This is a genomic window from Coleofasciculus sp. E1-EBD-02, assembly GCF_040218245.1.
Taxonomy (GTDB): domain Bacteria; phylum Cyanobacteriota; class Cyanobacteriia; order Cyanobacteriales; family Coleofasciculaceae; genus Coleofasciculus.
The window spans coordinates 1-17236 of the sequence record NZ_JAVJQN010000257.1; the positions used below are offsets into that span (position 1 = coordinate 1).

The window sequence follows — 17236 nt, forward strand, 5'->3', positions numbered from 1 at the left end:
AGCAATTAACAGTTTCAACTGAGTAAGTAGGTGGGGACAATTAAAGTTAACGGTGGGGATCGTCATTCGTCATTCGTCATTCGTCATTTGTAAGGGTTTGAGGCTTGTTAACATAACTTAACATGGTTGAGTTTATTTCCATCAACCTACTTAATGGTGCGTTACGCTACGCTACCCTACCCTACCCTACCCTACCCTTCGGGAACGCTGCGCGAACGGGAACGCTGCGCGAACGGGAACGCTGCGCGAACGGGAACGCTGCGCGAACGGGAACGCTTCGCGAACACTAACGCACGATGGCGGCGTGACCCAGCTAATTTGGTGAAATAGATTTGGTTCGTAGTGAGGGCTTGAGCCAACTCCAGCTAGGCGTTAAAGCACTAAAGCGCTTACTACAAACAAAGTCCTATTTTAACCCGGTCGCGCCACCAGAATTTGGCGATGTTTGAAGACTATGGTTTTAGCTTGGCTGGCAATTAACAGTTTCAAATATAGAGTTTCCTGATCGAATGAGATACTATGCCTTGGGCGCAAGCCTTGCGCCCCTACTGTTGTAAATGTCCTTCCCCAACCGCCAACTCCCTCTGCGTACCTCTGCGCTTACCTCTGCGTACCTCTGCGTTAAAAAAATAATCCTGCCATTTCACCGTTTAATCGAGGCGAGTTTATAGCTTAGGTTTATCGGCTAAGGTTCCCTACTACAAACCTAATATAGAAAAAAGATAGTTAAACTACAGAAAACCCTAAGAAAAGCTGAGATATTATCAATCGAACCATCCCCCAACCTTCTCGCCATAATTCGATTACTGGACGAATAGAATGCCCTATTCAGATTTATCTCCGCTGTGGATTTCGCTAAAAACTGCATTTGTCGCTACAATCTTCGCTTTCTTAGTGGGAATTGCCGCCGCCCGATGGATGTATGGCTATCGCGGTAAAGCCAAAGGATTAATTGATGGGTTTTTTACTCTGCCGTTGGTACTACCACCAACGGTTATCGGTTTTCTGCTACTACTCTTTTTGGGCAGAAATAGTCCCGTGGGACAATTGTTAAAGCACCTGGGAATTACTATAATATTTTCCTGGTCAGCAACGGTAATCGCGGCTACAGTTGTGGCGTTTCCTTTGATGTATAAAACGGTACTGAGTGCTTTTGAACAAATTGACAAGGATTTGATTCATTGCGCTCAGACATTAGGGGCATCAGAATGGCGAATTTTTTGGCAGATTCTATTACCTTTGGCATTACCTGGTGTAGTTTCAGGAACCATTTTAGCCTTTGCCAGGGCTTTAGGAGAATTTGGTGCCACATTAATGTTAGCAGGTAGTATTCCTGGCAAAACTCAAACTATGCCGATCGCGATCTTCTTTGCCGCAGAAGCGGGTAAGATGGGAGAGGCTTTAAACTGGGTGCTGGTGATGGTCGCGATCGCACTCGGAGTAATTGCCACGATCAACTACTGGTCAGGAACACAGCACTCCGCCAAGTGGCACGCGATCGCGCATTGGTTATCAATCACAACGGATTACGTGGCAAATGTAATACCATTCTTTAATCATGCCACGAAAAACCCTCGGAGTTATCGCCATTCTCCCTTAGCAAAGGGGGTTAAGTATGGTAATAAAGGACTTTTTGTTAACCTGAAAAAACACTTACCTGGATTTACCTTAGAAGCGCAATTAGAAGCCAATGGGCAACCTTTAGGACTCTTAGGCACATCCGGTTCGGGTAAAAGCATGACGCTGCGCTGCATTGCGGGATTAGACTCACCTAATCAGGGGCGAATTGTTCTCAATGGGCGAGTTCTATTTGATTCGCAACGGGGGATTAATATTCCTAGTCGCCAACGCCGGATTGGTTTTGTGTTTCAAAATTATGCCCTATTTCCCCATTTAACCATTGCCCAAAATATCGCCTTTGGTCTGCAAGATTTGCCTAAACTGGAACGCAGACAGCGCATTGCCAAATATATGGAGATGATGCAGTTACAAGGCTTAGAAAACCGCTACCCTGAGCAAATTTCCGGCGGACAGCAACAGCGAGTTGCTTTAGCTAGGGCTTTGGCAATTCATCCAGAAGCTTTACTCTTGGATGAACCCCTTTCCGCCTTGGATACGTATTTACGCAGCCGGATTGAAAGGCTGTTGAGTGAAACGCTTTCCACGTATGAAGGCGTGACGCTATTTGTCACTCATAAGCTAGAAGAAGCTTATCGAAGCTGCCAGAATTTGTTGATTCTTTCCCAGGGAAAAGTGATTGCTAATGATACCAAAGAGACTATTTTTGAACGTCCTCCTAGCTTTGAAGTTGCCCAGGTTACTGAATGTAAAAACTTTTCCACCGCCCGGATGATTGAACCCCAAACAATTGAGGCGCAAGACTGGGGTTGTGCGCTTCAGGTGGTTGAACCAATTCCTAACAAATTAACGTATGTGGGAATTCGCGCCCACCACTTCACCTTTCCCCATCATCCCGATGGAGAGAATACCTTTCCCTGCTGGCTGGTGATGACCAGTGAGACGCAACACCGGACAACACTATATATTAGACTGCATCAGCCTCCGGCTCACGCCCAAGACTACCACCTACAAGTTGAGGTTTATAAGGAAAAATGGGCGAATCTCAAAGACCGCCCCTTTCCCTGGTACATTCGTTTAGACCCGTTGCGACTAATTTTGATGGAACAATGACTGACTATTATGTCCGGAAACCTTGACAAAAACCGGGATCTACAGACCTGTCAGCCAATGTATTCTTATGTATAAGAAAAGGTTAAAATTGGGTTAAAATAACAGAACGTCCCTCATGTTTAGGGAAGGGGACTTCAATGCTTCCATTAATTTGGAGATAGCCGCCAGTTAGGTGGTGTTAGCCTGTGGACTGGTTAAGTGCCGTCACTGCCAGAGTGAAACAGGAAGTAAGCATCAAGGTTAGGTCTGACTACGGTTGATCAGCTTTGAGTAGGTCTTTCATAACGGAAAGCAGATACTATTGGGCTAATGGTCAAGGTAGGAACCTTAATTCGGGTTATCCGCCCTGAATATGCTGCGGGTATTCAGGGGATTATCCAAGGTCGTGAAGAATCAGGACGTTGGATAGTCCGCTTAGAACAAAATTTAATGAATCCGAATGACGTTCCTCTGATGTTGTCTCTGGATGAATCTGACTTTGAAGTGATTCAGCCTGAGTAGTTGTTAGGTTATTTTTTGAGCAGCTTATCTGCCTTAGCTTATCTCAATGTAATTTATTGTAAATATTTTTACATTTATAGCAATAAATTGCAATGTTTCTCAGGAAAAGATAGTTTCAAAAAGATATCTCAAATACAAAAAATGACAGCAGAGGCTGAGATACTATTCATCAGTTGAGCTATCTCATCCTATTTCTTTGGCAGAATAGTCACGCCTCCTAACCTTCCCTTAGTCAGGTGAGGTGGTGTCAATGGTGGGGTAGAGCAAGTGTAATGTCTTACAGAATTGGTATTACCCAGGTTTCTAATGGAGGTCAGCAACGATGTCTCAAGACAATGTGATCAATTTACTCGAAGCAGGCGGAAAAGATAAAAAATTGCGAGCTAAATATGACGCCCTCAAAACTAAGGAAGAGTTTGTGGAACTGGCGGCTACTGATGGTTACGAGTTTACCGTCGCAGAACTGGATGCTGTTTTGAAAGAAGCGGGGGACTCCTGGGAAGAGTCAGGCTTTCCACCCAGACGCTTGATTTGGTGGTAGGTTGTTTATGTCATTTGTGGACAGAATTCTCCAACTAAGCGTGGATTTGAGCTATAAGCCCGGAGTTTAAACTTCGGGCGGGTGTCAGGGCTTAACTCGTAAACTTTCTTCCTGTCGCTTGAGTGCGGCTAAAAGTTCAGCATTTTGCAGAATAACGCCAACTTGATTATTGAAGATTTGCATATATTTCTGATCACTTTCATCAAAACTGATTTGGAAATACTCCGGGGCGGCTTGGGAGAACCCATTATTCTCAAATTCCCAAAACTCGCCCGGTTTACGCTTATTCACCAATTGCGTCACCCCCAGCAAATCCCCATCGGGACTAAAAACAGGCATACAGAGTAAACTACAGGTGCGATACCCTGTCTTTTGATCGGTTTTCTTTGCCGTTTCCGAGTTAAGATGATCGTACAAATCAAAGGGAATATTCAACGGTTCCCCCGTCATCGCAACTTGACCCGCATACCCTTGTCCAATCGGTACACGCAGTTCTCTAAGTTCACTATCTTCAAAACGAATTTTTGTCCACAATTCCCCGGCTGGGCGGTTAACTAACCATAATGTGCTGCGATCGGCGTGCAATAATTGTTTAGCTGCTGTCATTACCCGTTGTAAAATATCTTCCATCTCTAGAGAACCTTGGACACAACGGGATGCAGCCATAAGTGCGGCGGCGACTCGTTGTCCCCGGGCTGTTTTATGATAGGAACGGAAGCTTTCCAGAATCATTTGAATCAAGGGCGCATTTTCGGCAAATCGTTCTTCATCTGTCCGAGTAAATCCCTGTTTATCAATGCGTTCAGATAAAGCCGCCCTGGGATTAGCCACTTGCTTTAATTTGTTGAGTAACTGAACAACGGCGACTAACTCCCCGTGGTCATTTAAAAGGGGAATAGCCAGCATGGTATAAGTACGATAACCGGTTTTTTTATCCTGTTCCTTTGCCATCTGCGATCGCGGATCATCATAGAAGTCAAAAGAAATGTTAATGGTTTGCTGTAACCGCGCCACTTCCCCGACAATTCCTTTATCTGCACTCATGCGAATTTCCAGGGAACCACTCCCTTCATCTTCAGCAACAATTGACCAAAATTCTTTCTTTTCTTCGTCGAGTAAGAAGATAGTCGTGCGATCGGCACATAAGGATTTCCCTGTCTTTAACGTAATCGAACGTAACGTACCATCTAGAATATCATCAAACCCCTGATTATCCATCACCGCATTCAGCATCGCCAGGGTTTGACTAACCACATTTTGCTGTTGACTCTCGGCTTTTTGCTTAATCCGCTCAAACTTTTGAGCATTTTGCAGCGCTACCCCGGCTTGGGAGTTGAAAATCTGCATATATTTTTGACTATTGGTGTCAAAACTTGCCTGAAAACATTCCGGTGCTTGGGGCCAATCGGCGGGGTTATAATCGGGAAATTGCCCCGGTTTTCGTTTATTGACTAACTGAGTTACACCGAGTAACTCCCCATCGGGACTAAAGACAGGCATACAGAGTAAACTACAGGTGCGATAGCCTGTTTTTTGATCCGTTTCCTGGGCTGTGGTTGAATCAGGATGATCGTACAAATCAAAGGGAATATTTAACGGTTCCTGCGTTTGGGCAACTTTCCCGGCAAACCCTTGACCGACTTGAACTCGTATTTCTCTCACCGAACCATCTTCAAAGGGAATCTTTGTCCACAACTCCTGCTTATCTGCATCTAATAACCAGAGGGTACTGCGATCGGCATTCATCAATTTTTTCGCCGCATCCATCACTCGTCCCAGGATTTCTTCGGAGTTTAAACTGCTATGAGACAGGGAATGAGTGGCTTCGGTTAGGGCTTCAGCAGCTTGTAACCGTTGGGTTAATTTATAACAGTATTGGCATCGCTCTAAAATGCGTAAAATAGTTGGCGCATATTCATCTAACTGGCTTTGATCGGTGAGGGTAAACCCCTGTTGATCAATGCGTTCCGATAGGGGGGCTTGGGGATTGTTAAACCGTTTCAGTTTATTGATCAGTTGAATCACAGCAATCAAATTCTGCTGTTGATTGGCGATGGGATAGACTAATTCATTATAAATGGCATAGCCGTTGGTTTGATTGAGTTCATTGGGAATGGTTTCTGGGTTCTCCTGGCGGAAGTTAAAAGGAATGTCACTAAATTTTTTAAAGTTAGTCAGGCGGGCTTCTGTTTCTTTATTAGTGAGAATTTGAATATCGGGAAAGGTTTTTCCTTCATTCCGGGCAATAATCGACCAAATCTGATTTTGCTCATCATCAATAAAGAGAATCGTCGTCCGATCCACGCTTAAGGCTTCTCCCATTTTTAAGGTAATCGAGCCTAAAATTTCATAGAGAATATCGGCAAAATCCTTCCCCTCCATAAAACTCAACATAGACAGTAGTTTTTGCTCTTGTTGGGTAACAATTTGCTCAAAGCTAGCCTGCAAATTCGCTAAGGCTTTATTTACCCAATTGGAATTAAAAATGGCGGCATAAATGCGATTACAGACTCTCAGTTTTCCCTCCTGCTTAATCGCCACCCCAGATAAACACAATTCCCGTTGTTCAGAACTATCGGAGGCGTGAAGCTCCCCTTGTTGTAAAATTTGCTGATAAAGCCCCAAGAGTCCGCGATTTCGCTGTCCAATTCGGAAGAGGCGATCGCGAATGGTTTTCAGATGGGGCGGTTCATCGGTGGCTTCCCAGTTTTCCAGGATGCGCTGCTGGACTATTTGCGCCACCCATTCATCTTCTTTTCCGGGAGTCGGGGAGGAGTCGCTATTGATAATTAAATGACAAAGTTTTTGGGTGAGAAACGGTTGTCCGCCTGTCCAGTTTAAAATAGCCGCTAAGATAGTTTTGGCTTGGTTATATTTATCAGCTAATCCAGCGGCTAAGGGTTGAGCTTCCGCTAATTGAAACCCCTGCAATTCAATCCCATGACCCAGGTTAAAGGGGGTACGTTTTTTATCTTGAATTAAATCTGAAGGAGTGGCTACACCAAACAAAGCAAATGTGAGGCGATCATATTCATTACAAGCCCGCAGTACCGCAAAAAAATCATCCGTGCGAAAGTTTAAACTGAGGATACTATCAATTTCATCAATAAAAATTACCACCCTTTGGGGGATAGACTCCAGCAGCACTTGTTCGATAAACTCACTCAAGCGTTGGATAGGGGGTAGATATTCGCGATCGCGCAACCATCCCCTTAAGTTAAACCCCCGCAGCGCCGGAAAACTCGTGACTAATCGTCTCATCATCCCCGCATACCACTGATCGGCTGTGATATCCTGGGAACCGATTTTAGTCAAATCAATCGCCACACAAGCAAATCCCTCCCCTTGCAGCTTATGCATCACCCGCACCCGTAAGCTAGTTTTACCCATCTGGCGGGAATTGAGAACATAACAAAACTCCCCCGCCTTTAACCCCTGATAAAGTTCCGTGTCAGCCTGTCGCACCACGTAGCTAGGGGCGTAGAGGGGGAGATGACCCCCAACTTTGTAGGGCGAGGTGATAGGTTGCGCTTTACTCATGGGGATTGCAAGAGGAGGTAGAATACACCAAATGACGGATTCGAGTTGCGGTTCTCAGATTAAGGGTACAGGTACATCTCTACCACTGTGCCAAATTTTCCCAGATATGAGGTAGGTTGGGTTGACGCGCTGAAACCCAACGGTGATCAAGGGGGATCAGGAAAACCCTTTTAATGTTCAGTAGTAGGCACGATATAATAACGATACTATGCCTGCCAGAGATATCTATCACAACACAGTCAAAAATGCTCTAATTAAAGATGGCTGGACTATTACCCACGATCCATTGCGAATCCGTTTATCTCGTGGCAAAAACCTATTTGTTGACTTGGGTGCCCAACGGTTACTAGCCGCAGAACGGGGAACTGAAAAAATAGCAATTGAGGTCAAAAGTTTCACGCGCCCTTCAGACATGAAGGATTTAGAAGAAGCCGTTGGTCAATTCGTTCTGTACGCTCGTTTGTTGAAACGTTATTACCCGGAGCATACCTTATATTTAGCGGTGAGTGAAGACACCCGCAAAAGTGTTTTTGAAGAAGAAGCAGGTCAGACTTTGATTGAAGATGACATTATTCGTTTAGTGACCTTTGATCCCACAGAAGAGGTGATTATCCGATGGATTCATTGAAATCTCACTATCGTGAAGTCGTTGAAAAAGTTCTCCAGGACTATGCTAAATTTCTGGATAGCGATGATCAGGTTCAAGTTGAACTGGTGTTTGATCGAGAACGCGATCGCTATCTGTTGGTCGAAGCAGGCTGGCAAAACGGTTATCGCATCTACGGAACGGTTTTGCACATTGATCTGATTGACAGTAAAGTCTGGATTCAGCATGATGGCACAGAAGAGGGAATTGCAGTGGAGTTAGTGGCGGCTGGTGTTCCTAAAGAGCATATTGTTTTAGGTTTTAGGTCACTCGAACAACGAAAACATACCGAATTTGCGATTGGGTAAAAGCTAATTTAGGAGGCAATATTGAAAGCTAAGAAATCAAACCGAATCGAACGCCAGGGAATTGCTATTGCCATGTCGGCGTTTGAAAAAATTGATTATGCCTTCCGAGAACAGCAAGAAAATGATTATGGAGTAGATGCTCATGCCGAATTAATTGAAAATGAAGAAGCTACAGGTCGGCTTTTAGGAATCCAACTCACTCGGTTCACCCGGATAAAAGCTATCCTCTAAAATTTCCGCTAAACTGTAGGGACACGTCTGGGAAAAGGTTTGTTCTGGCAAGTCGGTTTCTCCCATTGCCAGATCTCTACCGTTCTCGTAGGCTAAAACAAGCGCATCCTCAAGGTAAGGCTTTAGACTTGGGTTGTCTTTGAGCAGCTCTAACGTATCACGGCGCTGTACGCGAATCGTCGCCAGCCAACTTCGACTCCGGCGTTGCGGTTGGTACTCCCATTTCAACAAATGTCCAATCAGCACCGTCAACCGATTTCGCAATTCCTGGCGTTGCTGTTTTCCCAAGGATTCAATCTCCTCAATCAGATTGCCCAAATCAAGCTGACTCCACTGCTGTTGGCGGAGTAACGATGCTTGTTCCTGCGTCCAAGCATAAAAATCGGTTTCGTAGAGGTTGGGTGTAGGTATTGCTGTCTGTTGGTTCGTTTCTGGCACTGGCATCACGATTTTCCCACCTCAACGTCTCTATAATAGTAGATCTGTTCTATGTAGGCGCGATCGCGAGGCTCCCCAGGTGGAATCGCTACAAGTCCTCTAACCCGCCATGCCTACTGAGGAACTTGTACAAGAGTTGCGATCGCGTCTCCTAGACGAGTAAAGTGGTTGGGATTTAATGTCAGGAGAATATCTACCTTGGCTTTCAGCGCAGCTTGGGCAATTAGAGCATCGAAAATGCCACCGCCAGGGAGATTGATAGTAGCCATGCGAGAAATCGCAGCAAGATAATCCTCGGAGAATAGGGGAATGATATTCAAATGTTGTGAAATATCTGTAGTAATGCTTTGGGCTTGCGCGGGAGTAAGACGCGGCTGAATAGGAAGACGTGTAAGGACAGAATAGGTTTCTGCTAGAGTGTGAGTCGAAATAAAACCCTCAACTTGCCTAGATTCTGCTGCTTTTAGGTGAGGGAAGCAGATCCCATGTCGTGGATGGCTGACAACGAGTGCAGCCACTAAAACCGAAGTGTCAAACAAGACTTTTACCAAATCATCTGCTCCCGAATACGTTCTTCTCGCACTTCGTCAATGAAGGCGTTGATGTCAAAATTGTCAATTGGTTCGGTTTCGATAACTAAGATACCTTCTTTGCGATAGACTTTTGGATGTTGAGAGGTTGATGAGTGAACGGCTGGTGAGACTGGGGCAGTTATTTCAGTATTTTGCTGATTGAGGGCAGTGACTTTCTCCGCGACAGCCTGCAAAATGAATTGTTCCAACGAGATTCCTTGCCGACTTGCCCACTTTTGGGCGTCTTGCTGGAGTTGCACAGGAAGATTCATAGAAATAAGTACAGAATGATACCGTGTATCCCAATTGTAAGCGATTTATAGCGTTGGACTTAAAATACTTTTTGTAGGCGATCACGAAAATACTGGCGATATAATTCAAAGCGGGGTGCGATCGCATTTCCTCGTAACTGTACTAACCCCATACTGTGTAATTTAAACGCCAGCATTGACTCTAACTCAACGGGTTCCTGCGCTACTAGCACCTGAGCAAATGCTGTTGCTAATTCTGGGTGCTGTTGCAAATTCCATAAATGTCGGCGTAGGTGATCCCCATAAATTCCCGCCTCTGTTGGCGCCATCTCTACCAATTGCTCTAAGGTTAACTCGCCTCTGGCAATATAATAAAGAGCCACTCGGACTAAATAAGGATGTCCACCCACCATCGTCATTAATTGCTCAACCTGATAAGTTTGCCAATTGAGTCCATGACGTTGAGCTAAATCCGTGACTTGTTCTCGACTAAACTCCGATAATTCAATCGGTAAACCCACATTAAACGGGGATTGATTGATATCCAAGGGAATATAAACTTCTGTTGAATGAACCACTACTAAACGCAATTTTGCCCACAAATCACTGTCGCCATCCCCATACCCAGCTTCTTCATACCAAGCGCGTAAGAGGGCAAAAAAATCATCGGTTATTTTTGGATGTTGAAATACCCGATCCACTTCATCTAATCCCAAGACTAACGGTGCATCAGTTTCCGATAACAAAAAATCCTCAAAATAAGCGGTGCAGTTATCTTTACTGCCAAATGTATCCGTCCAATATGCCTCAACTTGATGGGGTAAACGCAGCTTGCGGGTAATTTTGGCACATAACCACTGTAAGAGTTGATTGAGATTGGTAAACACGCTTTTATCCGCATGTTGAAAACTTAAGGGAACGGTGCGACAGCCTTGTTCTCTGGCTTGATCCAAAATTCTCGCCATTAACGATGTTTTGCCCATCTGTCGCGGCGCTTTGATGCGAATCAAGGTTCCCGGTTTGAGGATTTCTTGATAACATTGGGCTTCATCGGGAACTCGTTCAACATAAAATGCGGAAGCTAACCGAACTTGACCTTTGGGTAATTCCGGTTCAGCCACGGGTAAAGGCGGTAAGGGGTGGATCGGAGTTTGATAGCTTCTGATGTCTTCCGCTACATCGCTCCCTTCCCCGGCTTGAGTTTCCCAATCCTCACTCCCCGACAACCGTTGTAACACCGCCTGTACCACGGTTGGTGTATCAGGGGGAGCGTTCCATTCCTGATAGCCAATTCCTTGGAGATAGTTGCGTAAATCGTGGTTTAGGGGGGTACGGGGAGGACAATTCACCCGAATGGCTAAGACAACGGGTTTGGCGTTTTGAGTCTCATCCCGTAACTCCTGAACCCGTCGTAACTCTTCAATCACCATTTCACTCAGGGCGGCTTGGGGAGACAAGAGCAGGATAAAATAATCACATTGCGCCAGTTGGCGATCAATCTGAGCTAATTCAGCCTGGGCTACACCAGAGGAATGGCTCGAACCCTCTCCTACCCCTGTTCTAAAGACTGGATATCCTGCTTGTGCGATCGCCTCCTCTAACTGAATCGCTAAACTCCCGTCAGGCTCTTGATTACGGTAACTGAGAAACACTTGCGGCTGCTGCGTCTTGGCTCGCGCGATCGCACCGTGAATCTTTTTTTTGCTCACTTTTTCCCCTAATACCTGGGAAAGCTTTTGCCATAACTTATAGCCCACATATTTTTCCACATAGTCCGGATTTTGCGGATAAATCTCCTTATAGGAGTGTCCTTCCCATGAGCCAACAAATACCTGACGTTCTAGGTCATTCAGGTGCTTTCCCGTCTTCAGATAGGTCAAGCGATCAATGAAATTCAAGGCTTCTTTATAATCCATACCCTCTTTTTTTCTGAATGTAACATGGGGAATTCTACCTGATAATTCATGAGTTTTTTAACCTAGTCGTCAAGTTGGATTTGATAATCCTGAGGTTTCATGAGGTTTTTCGTTAATTACAAAATAAAATATATCTAAATTTTTCCTCCCACCCAACAATGATTTCATTTTTGTGAGGTTTTATGGTTTACATCACCCGAATTATCAACGAAACTAATAAATAGGTGTTCCCCACCGATTGATCTGTGAATCTACCAGGGTAAAGCCGCCCAACCGGGCTGAAATACCCGACTCGGTTATAAATTTAGATAGTATGACAGGGGAAGAACAATGTTTAATTTAACAGGGGTGCTCGTTCGCGATTGTGTTGAACGCCTGAAAGCAGGCTACCGCCAGACTTACGGAAATTCTCAACCCGATGATGTTGAGGTCATCGCTGGAGTGGCGCAAGTGGCTCTAGAACAGATTACCCAGAGTGATGCTCTATACCACAATGTTGAACATACTATTTTGGTGAGCTTAGTCGGACAAGAAATCCTTCGAGGGAAACATATCCTAGAAGGAAACGTTTCCCGTCAAGATTGGCTCACGTCAATCGTGTCTTGGTTATGCCATGACATCGGCTATATTAAGGGCATTTGCCGAAATGACCAACCTGATCAAGGATTGTACGTGATTGGTCTTGATGATATGATGATATCCCTGCCCCAGGGGGCAACTGATGCGAGTTTGACATCCTATCATGTTGACCGAGGAAAGCGGTTTGTGGACGAGTATTTCGGCGCTCATCCCTTCATTGATTGTGCCATCGTAAAACGCAATATTGAGTTAACCCGTTTCCCAGTACCTGCTGATAACGCCCATCAAGATACGATTAATTACCCGGGTTTGACTCGTGCGGCTGATTTAATTGGTCAGCTTAGTGATCCACGTTACTTACAAAAGATTCCCGCCTTGTTTGGTGAGTTTGAAGAAAGTGGCGCGAATAAGATTTTAGGCTATCACAATCCGGGTGAACTGCGGCAAAACTACCCCAATTTTTTCTGGACAATTGTGTTACAGTACATCCAACCTGCTTTGCGTTATTTAGAGGTAACCCGAATGGGTCAACAGATTATTGCCAATCTGTATGGTAATGTCTTACAGGTTGAACAGGAAAATAGGGTAAGCCCAAAGAAGGTTGCCATGTTTGTTTAAACTATTCGGCATTTAAAGCTTAATGTCAACACCTGCAAAATCGTTGTCAGGCGAGCCAGCCAGCTCGCTACCCATTCCCAATTTGAACTTGGTATCAAGTCATCTTTAGACAACGATATAAGAGCTTAAGTCCATTTTAATGAACTTAAGCTCTTAGCCCGGAGATTGAACTCCGGGCTAGAATTGTCAAACAGAATTGGTATTAGAATTCAGATGACAGCGTTGCTGATAAATTTGCGCCACCTGATCCGCTGGATTTTGGCGCAAACAGGCTTCAAACAAGCGTAGCGCTTCAGCATAAGCCTGTTGATTATACAGAGACAACGCTAAGGCAAATCGGTCTTGATTTGCCAATTTACCCTCTCGGACTTCCGGTAAGTCAGCATCAAAGATTTCATAGACAGTAACCAGTTCAGATTTACCTTTGACTTTGACATGATCAATCATGCGGATAGCATAGTCGTAGGGGTTTTGTAATTGTTTGAACGTGTGGTGAGAAATTAATAATGATACGCCATAATTTTTGGTTAAGCCTTCCAAACGAGCCGCTAAATTAACCGCATCACTAATCACGGTGGTATCCATGCGGTTATATCCGCCCACAGTCCCTAACATTAATGTCCCTGTATTAATGCCCATACCTAGTTGAATGGCTCGATAATTACAGTTAGCTCGATGTTGATTATATTCAGTTAACTGATGCAACATGGCAATTCCGGCTTTAACCGCATCATCCGCACCGCCACTAAAGAGTGCCATAATCGCATCCCCAATATATTTATCAATAAATCCTTTATTTTTAATAATAGTGGGTTCCATTCGGGATAGATAGGAATTGATGAATTTAAAATTCTCCTCAGGGGTCATCCCTTCCGAAAGAGCAGTGAAGTCGCGAATATCCGAAAATAACACGGACATTTCTTTCTCCACTTGGTCGCCTAACTTAACATCAATAATAGTCTCTTTATTGAGTAACTGGAGAAATTGACCCGGCACAAAGCGAGAAAAAGCATGATTGAGTTGATTGAGATGACCTGTAAACTTGAGTCGTTCGGCTTCCCCCCGTTTGCGTTCGGTGATATCGTTCAGCACGACAATAGCGTAGCTAACATTTCCCTTGTCATCAAAGATGGGGGTTCCTAAAACCTCAATCGGCACTATTTTGTCGGGTTGGTGAATCTCTATCCCTTCATAGATGGAATTTTTACCGTTAAGCGCTTGGATAATTGGCTCAAGATTGGAGGGATAGACTTTCTCGGCTTTAGGAGAATAAATTGGATAAATTTCGGGTAGCAGATTGGCAGGATTGGTGGGAATTAGACCTTGCCCAAAAAGCTTCTTTGCCGTCTGATTTGCATAGTAGGGGCTACCGTTTTGATCAACGACAAAAACGCCGACGGGTATCGCTTCTAAGAATTGAGTGAGCCGACTTTCACTATCTCGTAATTGATCTTGAGCCTGCAGCCGTTGATTAATTTCACGATAAATGTGAGAATAGATATAAACAAGAATACCTAAGTCAAAAATGAGTCCAATGGAGAAAATCCATATTGTCGTATGGACTGTGCCTTGAGTGTGCTGCGATCGCGCCTGAAATAGCCGATCTTCCTCCGCCTTCATCTGATGAAAGATATCGCGAATCTGCTCCATGATCAGTTTGCCTTCGTTTGTGTTAACAATCTCTAGAGCGGCGTCTAATCCTTGCTCGTTTCTTAAAGTAATGGTTTGCTGAAGTTCGGCTAATTTCTGATTGATTAAAGGGATAGCAAGTTCTATTTTTTTTTGATGATAAGGGTTTTCTGCTGTCAAGGCTTGTAGCTGTTTTATATCATTTTCGACTTTATTAACTGCTTTTTTATAAGGCTCAAGATAGCGCTTTTTACCTGTTAAAAGATAACCCCGCTGTCCCGTTTCGGCATCCGTAATTTCAGCTAAGACTTCCTCCAGCTTTGTTAATACTTTTTTGGCATGGAGTTCTTTTTGATTCATGTCTCTCAGGCGAAATGCACTATAATAACCAATTGAGCTGACGATAACGATAAGGCTGGAGGTTAGTCCAAATCCTAGGATGATTTTGCGTTGTATCGATAGTTTCATCATCAAGGGTAGAGTTTAACCGAAGAAACTCTGATTGGTGTTAAATCTCAAAATACTTATTCAGGTATAATTTATCTTTGTCCGTAATTTAAAATAATAATATTTTTTTACATAGTCAGCTAGGCATGATTTTATTGTTTTCAGATAAAAATCATGCCAAAACTGGGTTATTTATTTTTTGTTCAGAGAAATACGTCTCGCGTTCAGTGTCGTTCCTCTAAGATTTACCCCATACCCCACACCCCATACCCCATACCCCACACCCTGCCTACCTTTAACGCGAGCTTGTCACCCCTTCAGCCCCCCTAGACTTGACAAATAATCGCGCCCTTCAAAATTGCTCCACTCAGATTCGCACCATTGAGATTTGCCTGATTCAGATTGGTATTTCTCAGGTTTGCTCCTTTCAGGTTTGTCTGACTGAGATTAGCGCCTGTCAAATCAGCACCACTGAGATTCGCATCGGTTAAATCCGCGCCTTTCAGATTTGCGCCTCTGAGATCGGCATTTCTTAAGAAAACAGCGATGAGGTTGGTATCAATTAAAATGGCTTGACTCAGGTTTGTTGTATGACAAATCGCTTCATAGAGATTGGCTCGACTGAGGTTGGCTCGACTGAGATTGGCTCGACTGAGGTTGAAGTTTTGCAAATTATACTCACTGAGATTCAATCCACTCAGATCAACCTTACTAAAGTTCAGTTTGACTACATTAGCTTTACTCTGATTTTGATTTAAGTTAATATTTTGCAGTCGCCATCGATTCCAATTTTCAACACCTTGTTTTAGGACAACTATATCGTTCGCATTTGCCACTTTGTATGACTCCTCCAAGTTTCAACGTGATCGCAGTATCGTTTTGTCAAAATTCTCTGAATCATTCAGAATGGTGAGAATAGGGTCGATTTGGAGTCATAAAAATTGCTGAGATTGCTATTGAATCAAGTGAATAACATTGAGTCTATGCCAGAAACGGGTGATGAAACAAATAGGGGTTTCATCGATCAATGTAACAAAAGTTTAAGACCTTATTCAGATTATCGGATAAGAAGTGCTTGGTCAAAACATAGAGGATTTTCTATGGCATAGCTATAAATTGGGGAAGTTTTGAGTGTGTAGGGGTGGGTTTAGGGAATCGCGTTTCGCTATTGACGATAACGTTACCTCAAAACCCGCCCTGAGTGTTGAGTGTTGATCCTTCGCTTCGCTCGTCGGACATGATTTCGACCCGGCGCGATCCTTGAGGGAGCCTGGTTTTAAGGAGTGTCGAGACTTAGCCGGTTACGTCTCTACACCCCCTGTCTCCTTAAAGGTGGGTTAAATGGCGGGTGCGATCGCGCTTTGGGTTCCCTGGGTTTCAATCGCCAGCGATCGCGCTATTGCAGAAATTCCCACCTTTTGCCAAGCCTCAGCCATAGCGGTGACTACGGCTTCAGCTTGCATCGGATCGACAAGCGCCAACAAAGTGGGACCAGCGCCACTAATCGTCACTCCATAGGCACCTGCTTTTAAGGCGGCGGTTTGTACCGCTTCATACCCCGGAATCAAAGCCTGTCGATAGGGTTGATGTAACGTATCCTGGAGGGCAGTTTGTAACCAATCACCTCGTCCCGTTGCTAAGGCGCGGATCAGTAATCCGAAATGGGCAATATTAAAAATAGCATCCGCCCGACTCACTTGGCTGGGGAGTACCTGTCGCGCTTCTTGGGTGGAGAGTTCAAAATTGGGAATGGCAACGACAGGGATAATTTGATCATGCCAGGGAATATCACAAATCTCCCATTCCTTGAGAACTGCATCCCCCCGCGCCGCCAAACGACAGCCGCCCAACAAAGCGGGGACAACATTATCTGGATGTCCTTCCAGCGCGATCGCTAATTGCATGACTTCGGTTTGACTCAGGGGTTCCCCAGCGAGTTGGTTAGCGCCAACCAACCCGCCGACAATCGCTGTGGCGGAACTTCCTAACCCTCTGGCGAGGGGAACCTCTAAATCAATTTTGAGTTGGACGGGGGGAGGTGTATGACCAATCTGGTTGTATAGTTTCAGAAAGGCTTGATAAGCCAGATTCGTTTCATCAGTCTTTACCTGGTTTGCCTCGACACCCGACACCCGAATTCTCACCGCCCGTTCCGTTTCCCAGGGAGTATCCGAACTCAGACGAGTAAACGTGAACGTGTTGTATAGGGTTAAGGCAGCGCCAATGCAATCAAATCCGGGTCCTAAGTTGGCGGTTGTAGCAGGAACAGTAACGGTGACGGGAGAATGGATAGACATTCGTGCGGGATAAAAAGATGCCAAGGGGCAA

Annotated in this window: 15 protein-coding genes; 7 read left to right on the top strand and 8 right to left on the bottom strand. The window is 44.7% G+C overall.

The window, feature by feature from the left end; translation table 11 throughout:
- Nucleotides 1-819: 819 nt before the first annotated feature.
- From modB to RIC07_RS37405, 3 genes are all read left to right on the top strand, one after another.
- Complete coding sequence (gene modB / locus RIC07_RS37395; protein WP_446398930.1) at nt 820-2691, top strand: molybdate ABC transporter permease subunit; 1872 nt, start codon at nt 820-822, stop codon at nt 2689-2691.
- A gap of 309 nt (nt 2692-3000) precedes the next feature.
- Nucleotides 3001-3192 (top strand): hypothetical protein, encoded by a 192-nt coding sequence (locus RIC07_RS37400; protein ID WP_446398931.1) that lies wholly within the window; start codon nt 3001-3003, stop codon nt 3190-3192.
- A gap of 322 nt (nt 3193-3514) precedes the next feature.
- Complete coding sequence (locus RIC07_RS37405) at nt 3515-3733, top strand: Nif11-like leader peptide family natural product precursor (protein WP_446379853.1); 219 nt, start codon at nt 3515-3517, stop codon at nt 3731-3733.
- An 84-nt stretch (nt 3734-3817) separates the two neighbouring features.
- Here the strand turns inward: RIC07_RS37405 and RIC07_RS37410 are convergent, their stop codons facing one another.
- Nucleotides 3818-7273, bottom strand: coding sequence for a GAF domain-containing protein (locus tag RIC07_RS37410; protein ID WP_446398932.1), 3456 nt, complete (start codon nt 7271-7273; stop codon nt 3818-3820).
- 208 nt (nt 7274-7481) lie between these two features.
- Here RIC07_RS37410 and RIC07_RS37415 point away from each other — a divergent pair, with 208 nt between their 5' ends.
- The 3 genes from RIC07_RS37415 to RIC07_RS37425 are packed head-to-tail and all read left to right on the top strand — an operon-like array spanning nt 7482 to nt 8458.
- Nucleotides 7482-7901, top strand: a complete 420-nt coding sequence (locus RIC07_RS37415; protein ID WP_446398933.1) for a XisH family protein — start codon at nt 7482-7484, stop codon at nt 7899-7901.
- Nucleotides 7889-8227 carry an element excision factor XisI family protein gene (locus RIC07_RS37420; RefSeq protein WP_446398934.1) on the top strand — a complete coding sequence of 113 codons (339 nt, stop codon included), beginning with the start codon at nt 7889-7891 and terminating at the stop codon, nt 8225-8227. Before RIC07_RS37415 ends, RIC07_RS37420 begins: the two co-directional genes overlap by 13 nt.
- A 21-nt stretch (nt 8228-8248) precedes the next feature.
- Nucleotides 8249-8458 (top strand): DUF4365 domain-containing protein, encoded by a 210-nt coding sequence (locus tag RIC07_RS37425; protein ID WP_446398935.1) that lies wholly within the window; start codon nt 8249-8251, stop codon nt 8456-8458.
- On the opposite strand, the gene RIC07_RS37430 is transcribed toward RIC07_RS37425, so the two are convergent.
- From RIC07_RS37430 to RIC07_RS37445, 4 genes are all read right to left on the bottom strand, one after another.
- Nucleotides 8411-8902, bottom strand: coding sequence for a DUF29 domain-containing protein (locus RIC07_RS37430; RefSeq protein ID WP_446398936.1), 492 nt, complete (start codon nt 8900-8902; stop codon nt 8411-8413). The two genes, RIC07_RS37425 and RIC07_RS37430, sit on opposite strands and share 48 nt — an antisense overlap.
- Before the next feature lie 107 nt (nt 8903-9009).
- Nucleotides 9010-9435: a type II toxin-antitoxin system VapC family toxin gene (locus tag RIC07_RS37435; RefSeq protein WP_446398937.1), complete on the bottom strand. Its 426-nt coding sequence runs from the start codon at nt 9433-9435 to the stop codon at nt 9010-9012.
- A gap of 5 nt (nt 9436-9440) precedes the next feature.
- On the bottom strand, nt 9441-9740 hold the full coding sequence (locus RIC07_RS37440; protein ID WP_446368646.1) for a hypothetical protein: 300 nt from the start codon (nt 9738-9740) through the stop codon (nt 9441-9443).
- Between the two features lie 59 nt (nt 9741-9799).
- Nucleotides 9800-11635 carry an AAA-like domain-containing protein gene (locus RIC07_RS37445; protein WP_446398938.1) on the bottom strand — a complete coding sequence of 612 codons (1836 nt, stop codon included), beginning with the start codon at nt 11633-11635 and terminating at the stop codon, nt 9800-9802.
- A gap of 330 nt (nt 11636-11965) precedes the next feature.
- Between RIC07_RS37445 and RIC07_RS37450 the strand changes: the two genes are divergently transcribed.
- Nucleotides 11966-12832, top strand: coding sequence for an Npun_R2479 family HD domain-containing metalloprotein (locus RIC07_RS37450; RefSeq protein ID WP_446379869.1), 867 nt, complete (start codon nt 11966-11968; stop codon nt 12830-12832).
- Between the two features lie 186 nt (nt 12833-13018).
- Here the strand turns inward: RIC07_RS37450 and RIC07_RS37455 are convergent, their stop codons facing one another.
- The 3 genes from RIC07_RS37455 to thrB all read right to left on the bottom strand — a co-directional run bounded on the left by RIC07_RS37455 (nt 13019) and on the right by thrB (nt 17205).
- On the bottom strand, nt 13019-14932 hold the full coding sequence (locus RIC07_RS37455) for a CHASE3 domain-containing protein (RefSeq protein ID WP_446398939.1): 1914 nt from the start codon (nt 14930-14932) through the stop codon (nt 13019-13021).
- A 302-nt stretch (nt 14933-15234) separates the two neighbouring features.
- Complete coding sequence (locus tag RIC07_RS37460) at nt 15235-15744, bottom strand: pentapeptide repeat-containing protein (protein WP_446398940.1); 510 nt, start codon at nt 15742-15744, stop codon at nt 15235-15237.
- Nucleotides 15745-16245: 501 nt separating this feature from the next.
- On the bottom strand, nt 16246-17205 hold the full coding sequence (gene thrB / locus RIC07_RS37465; protein ID WP_446398941.1) for a homoserine kinase: 960 nt from the start codon (nt 17203-17205) through the stop codon (nt 16246-16248).
- Nucleotides 17206-17236: the final 31 nt, after the last annotated feature.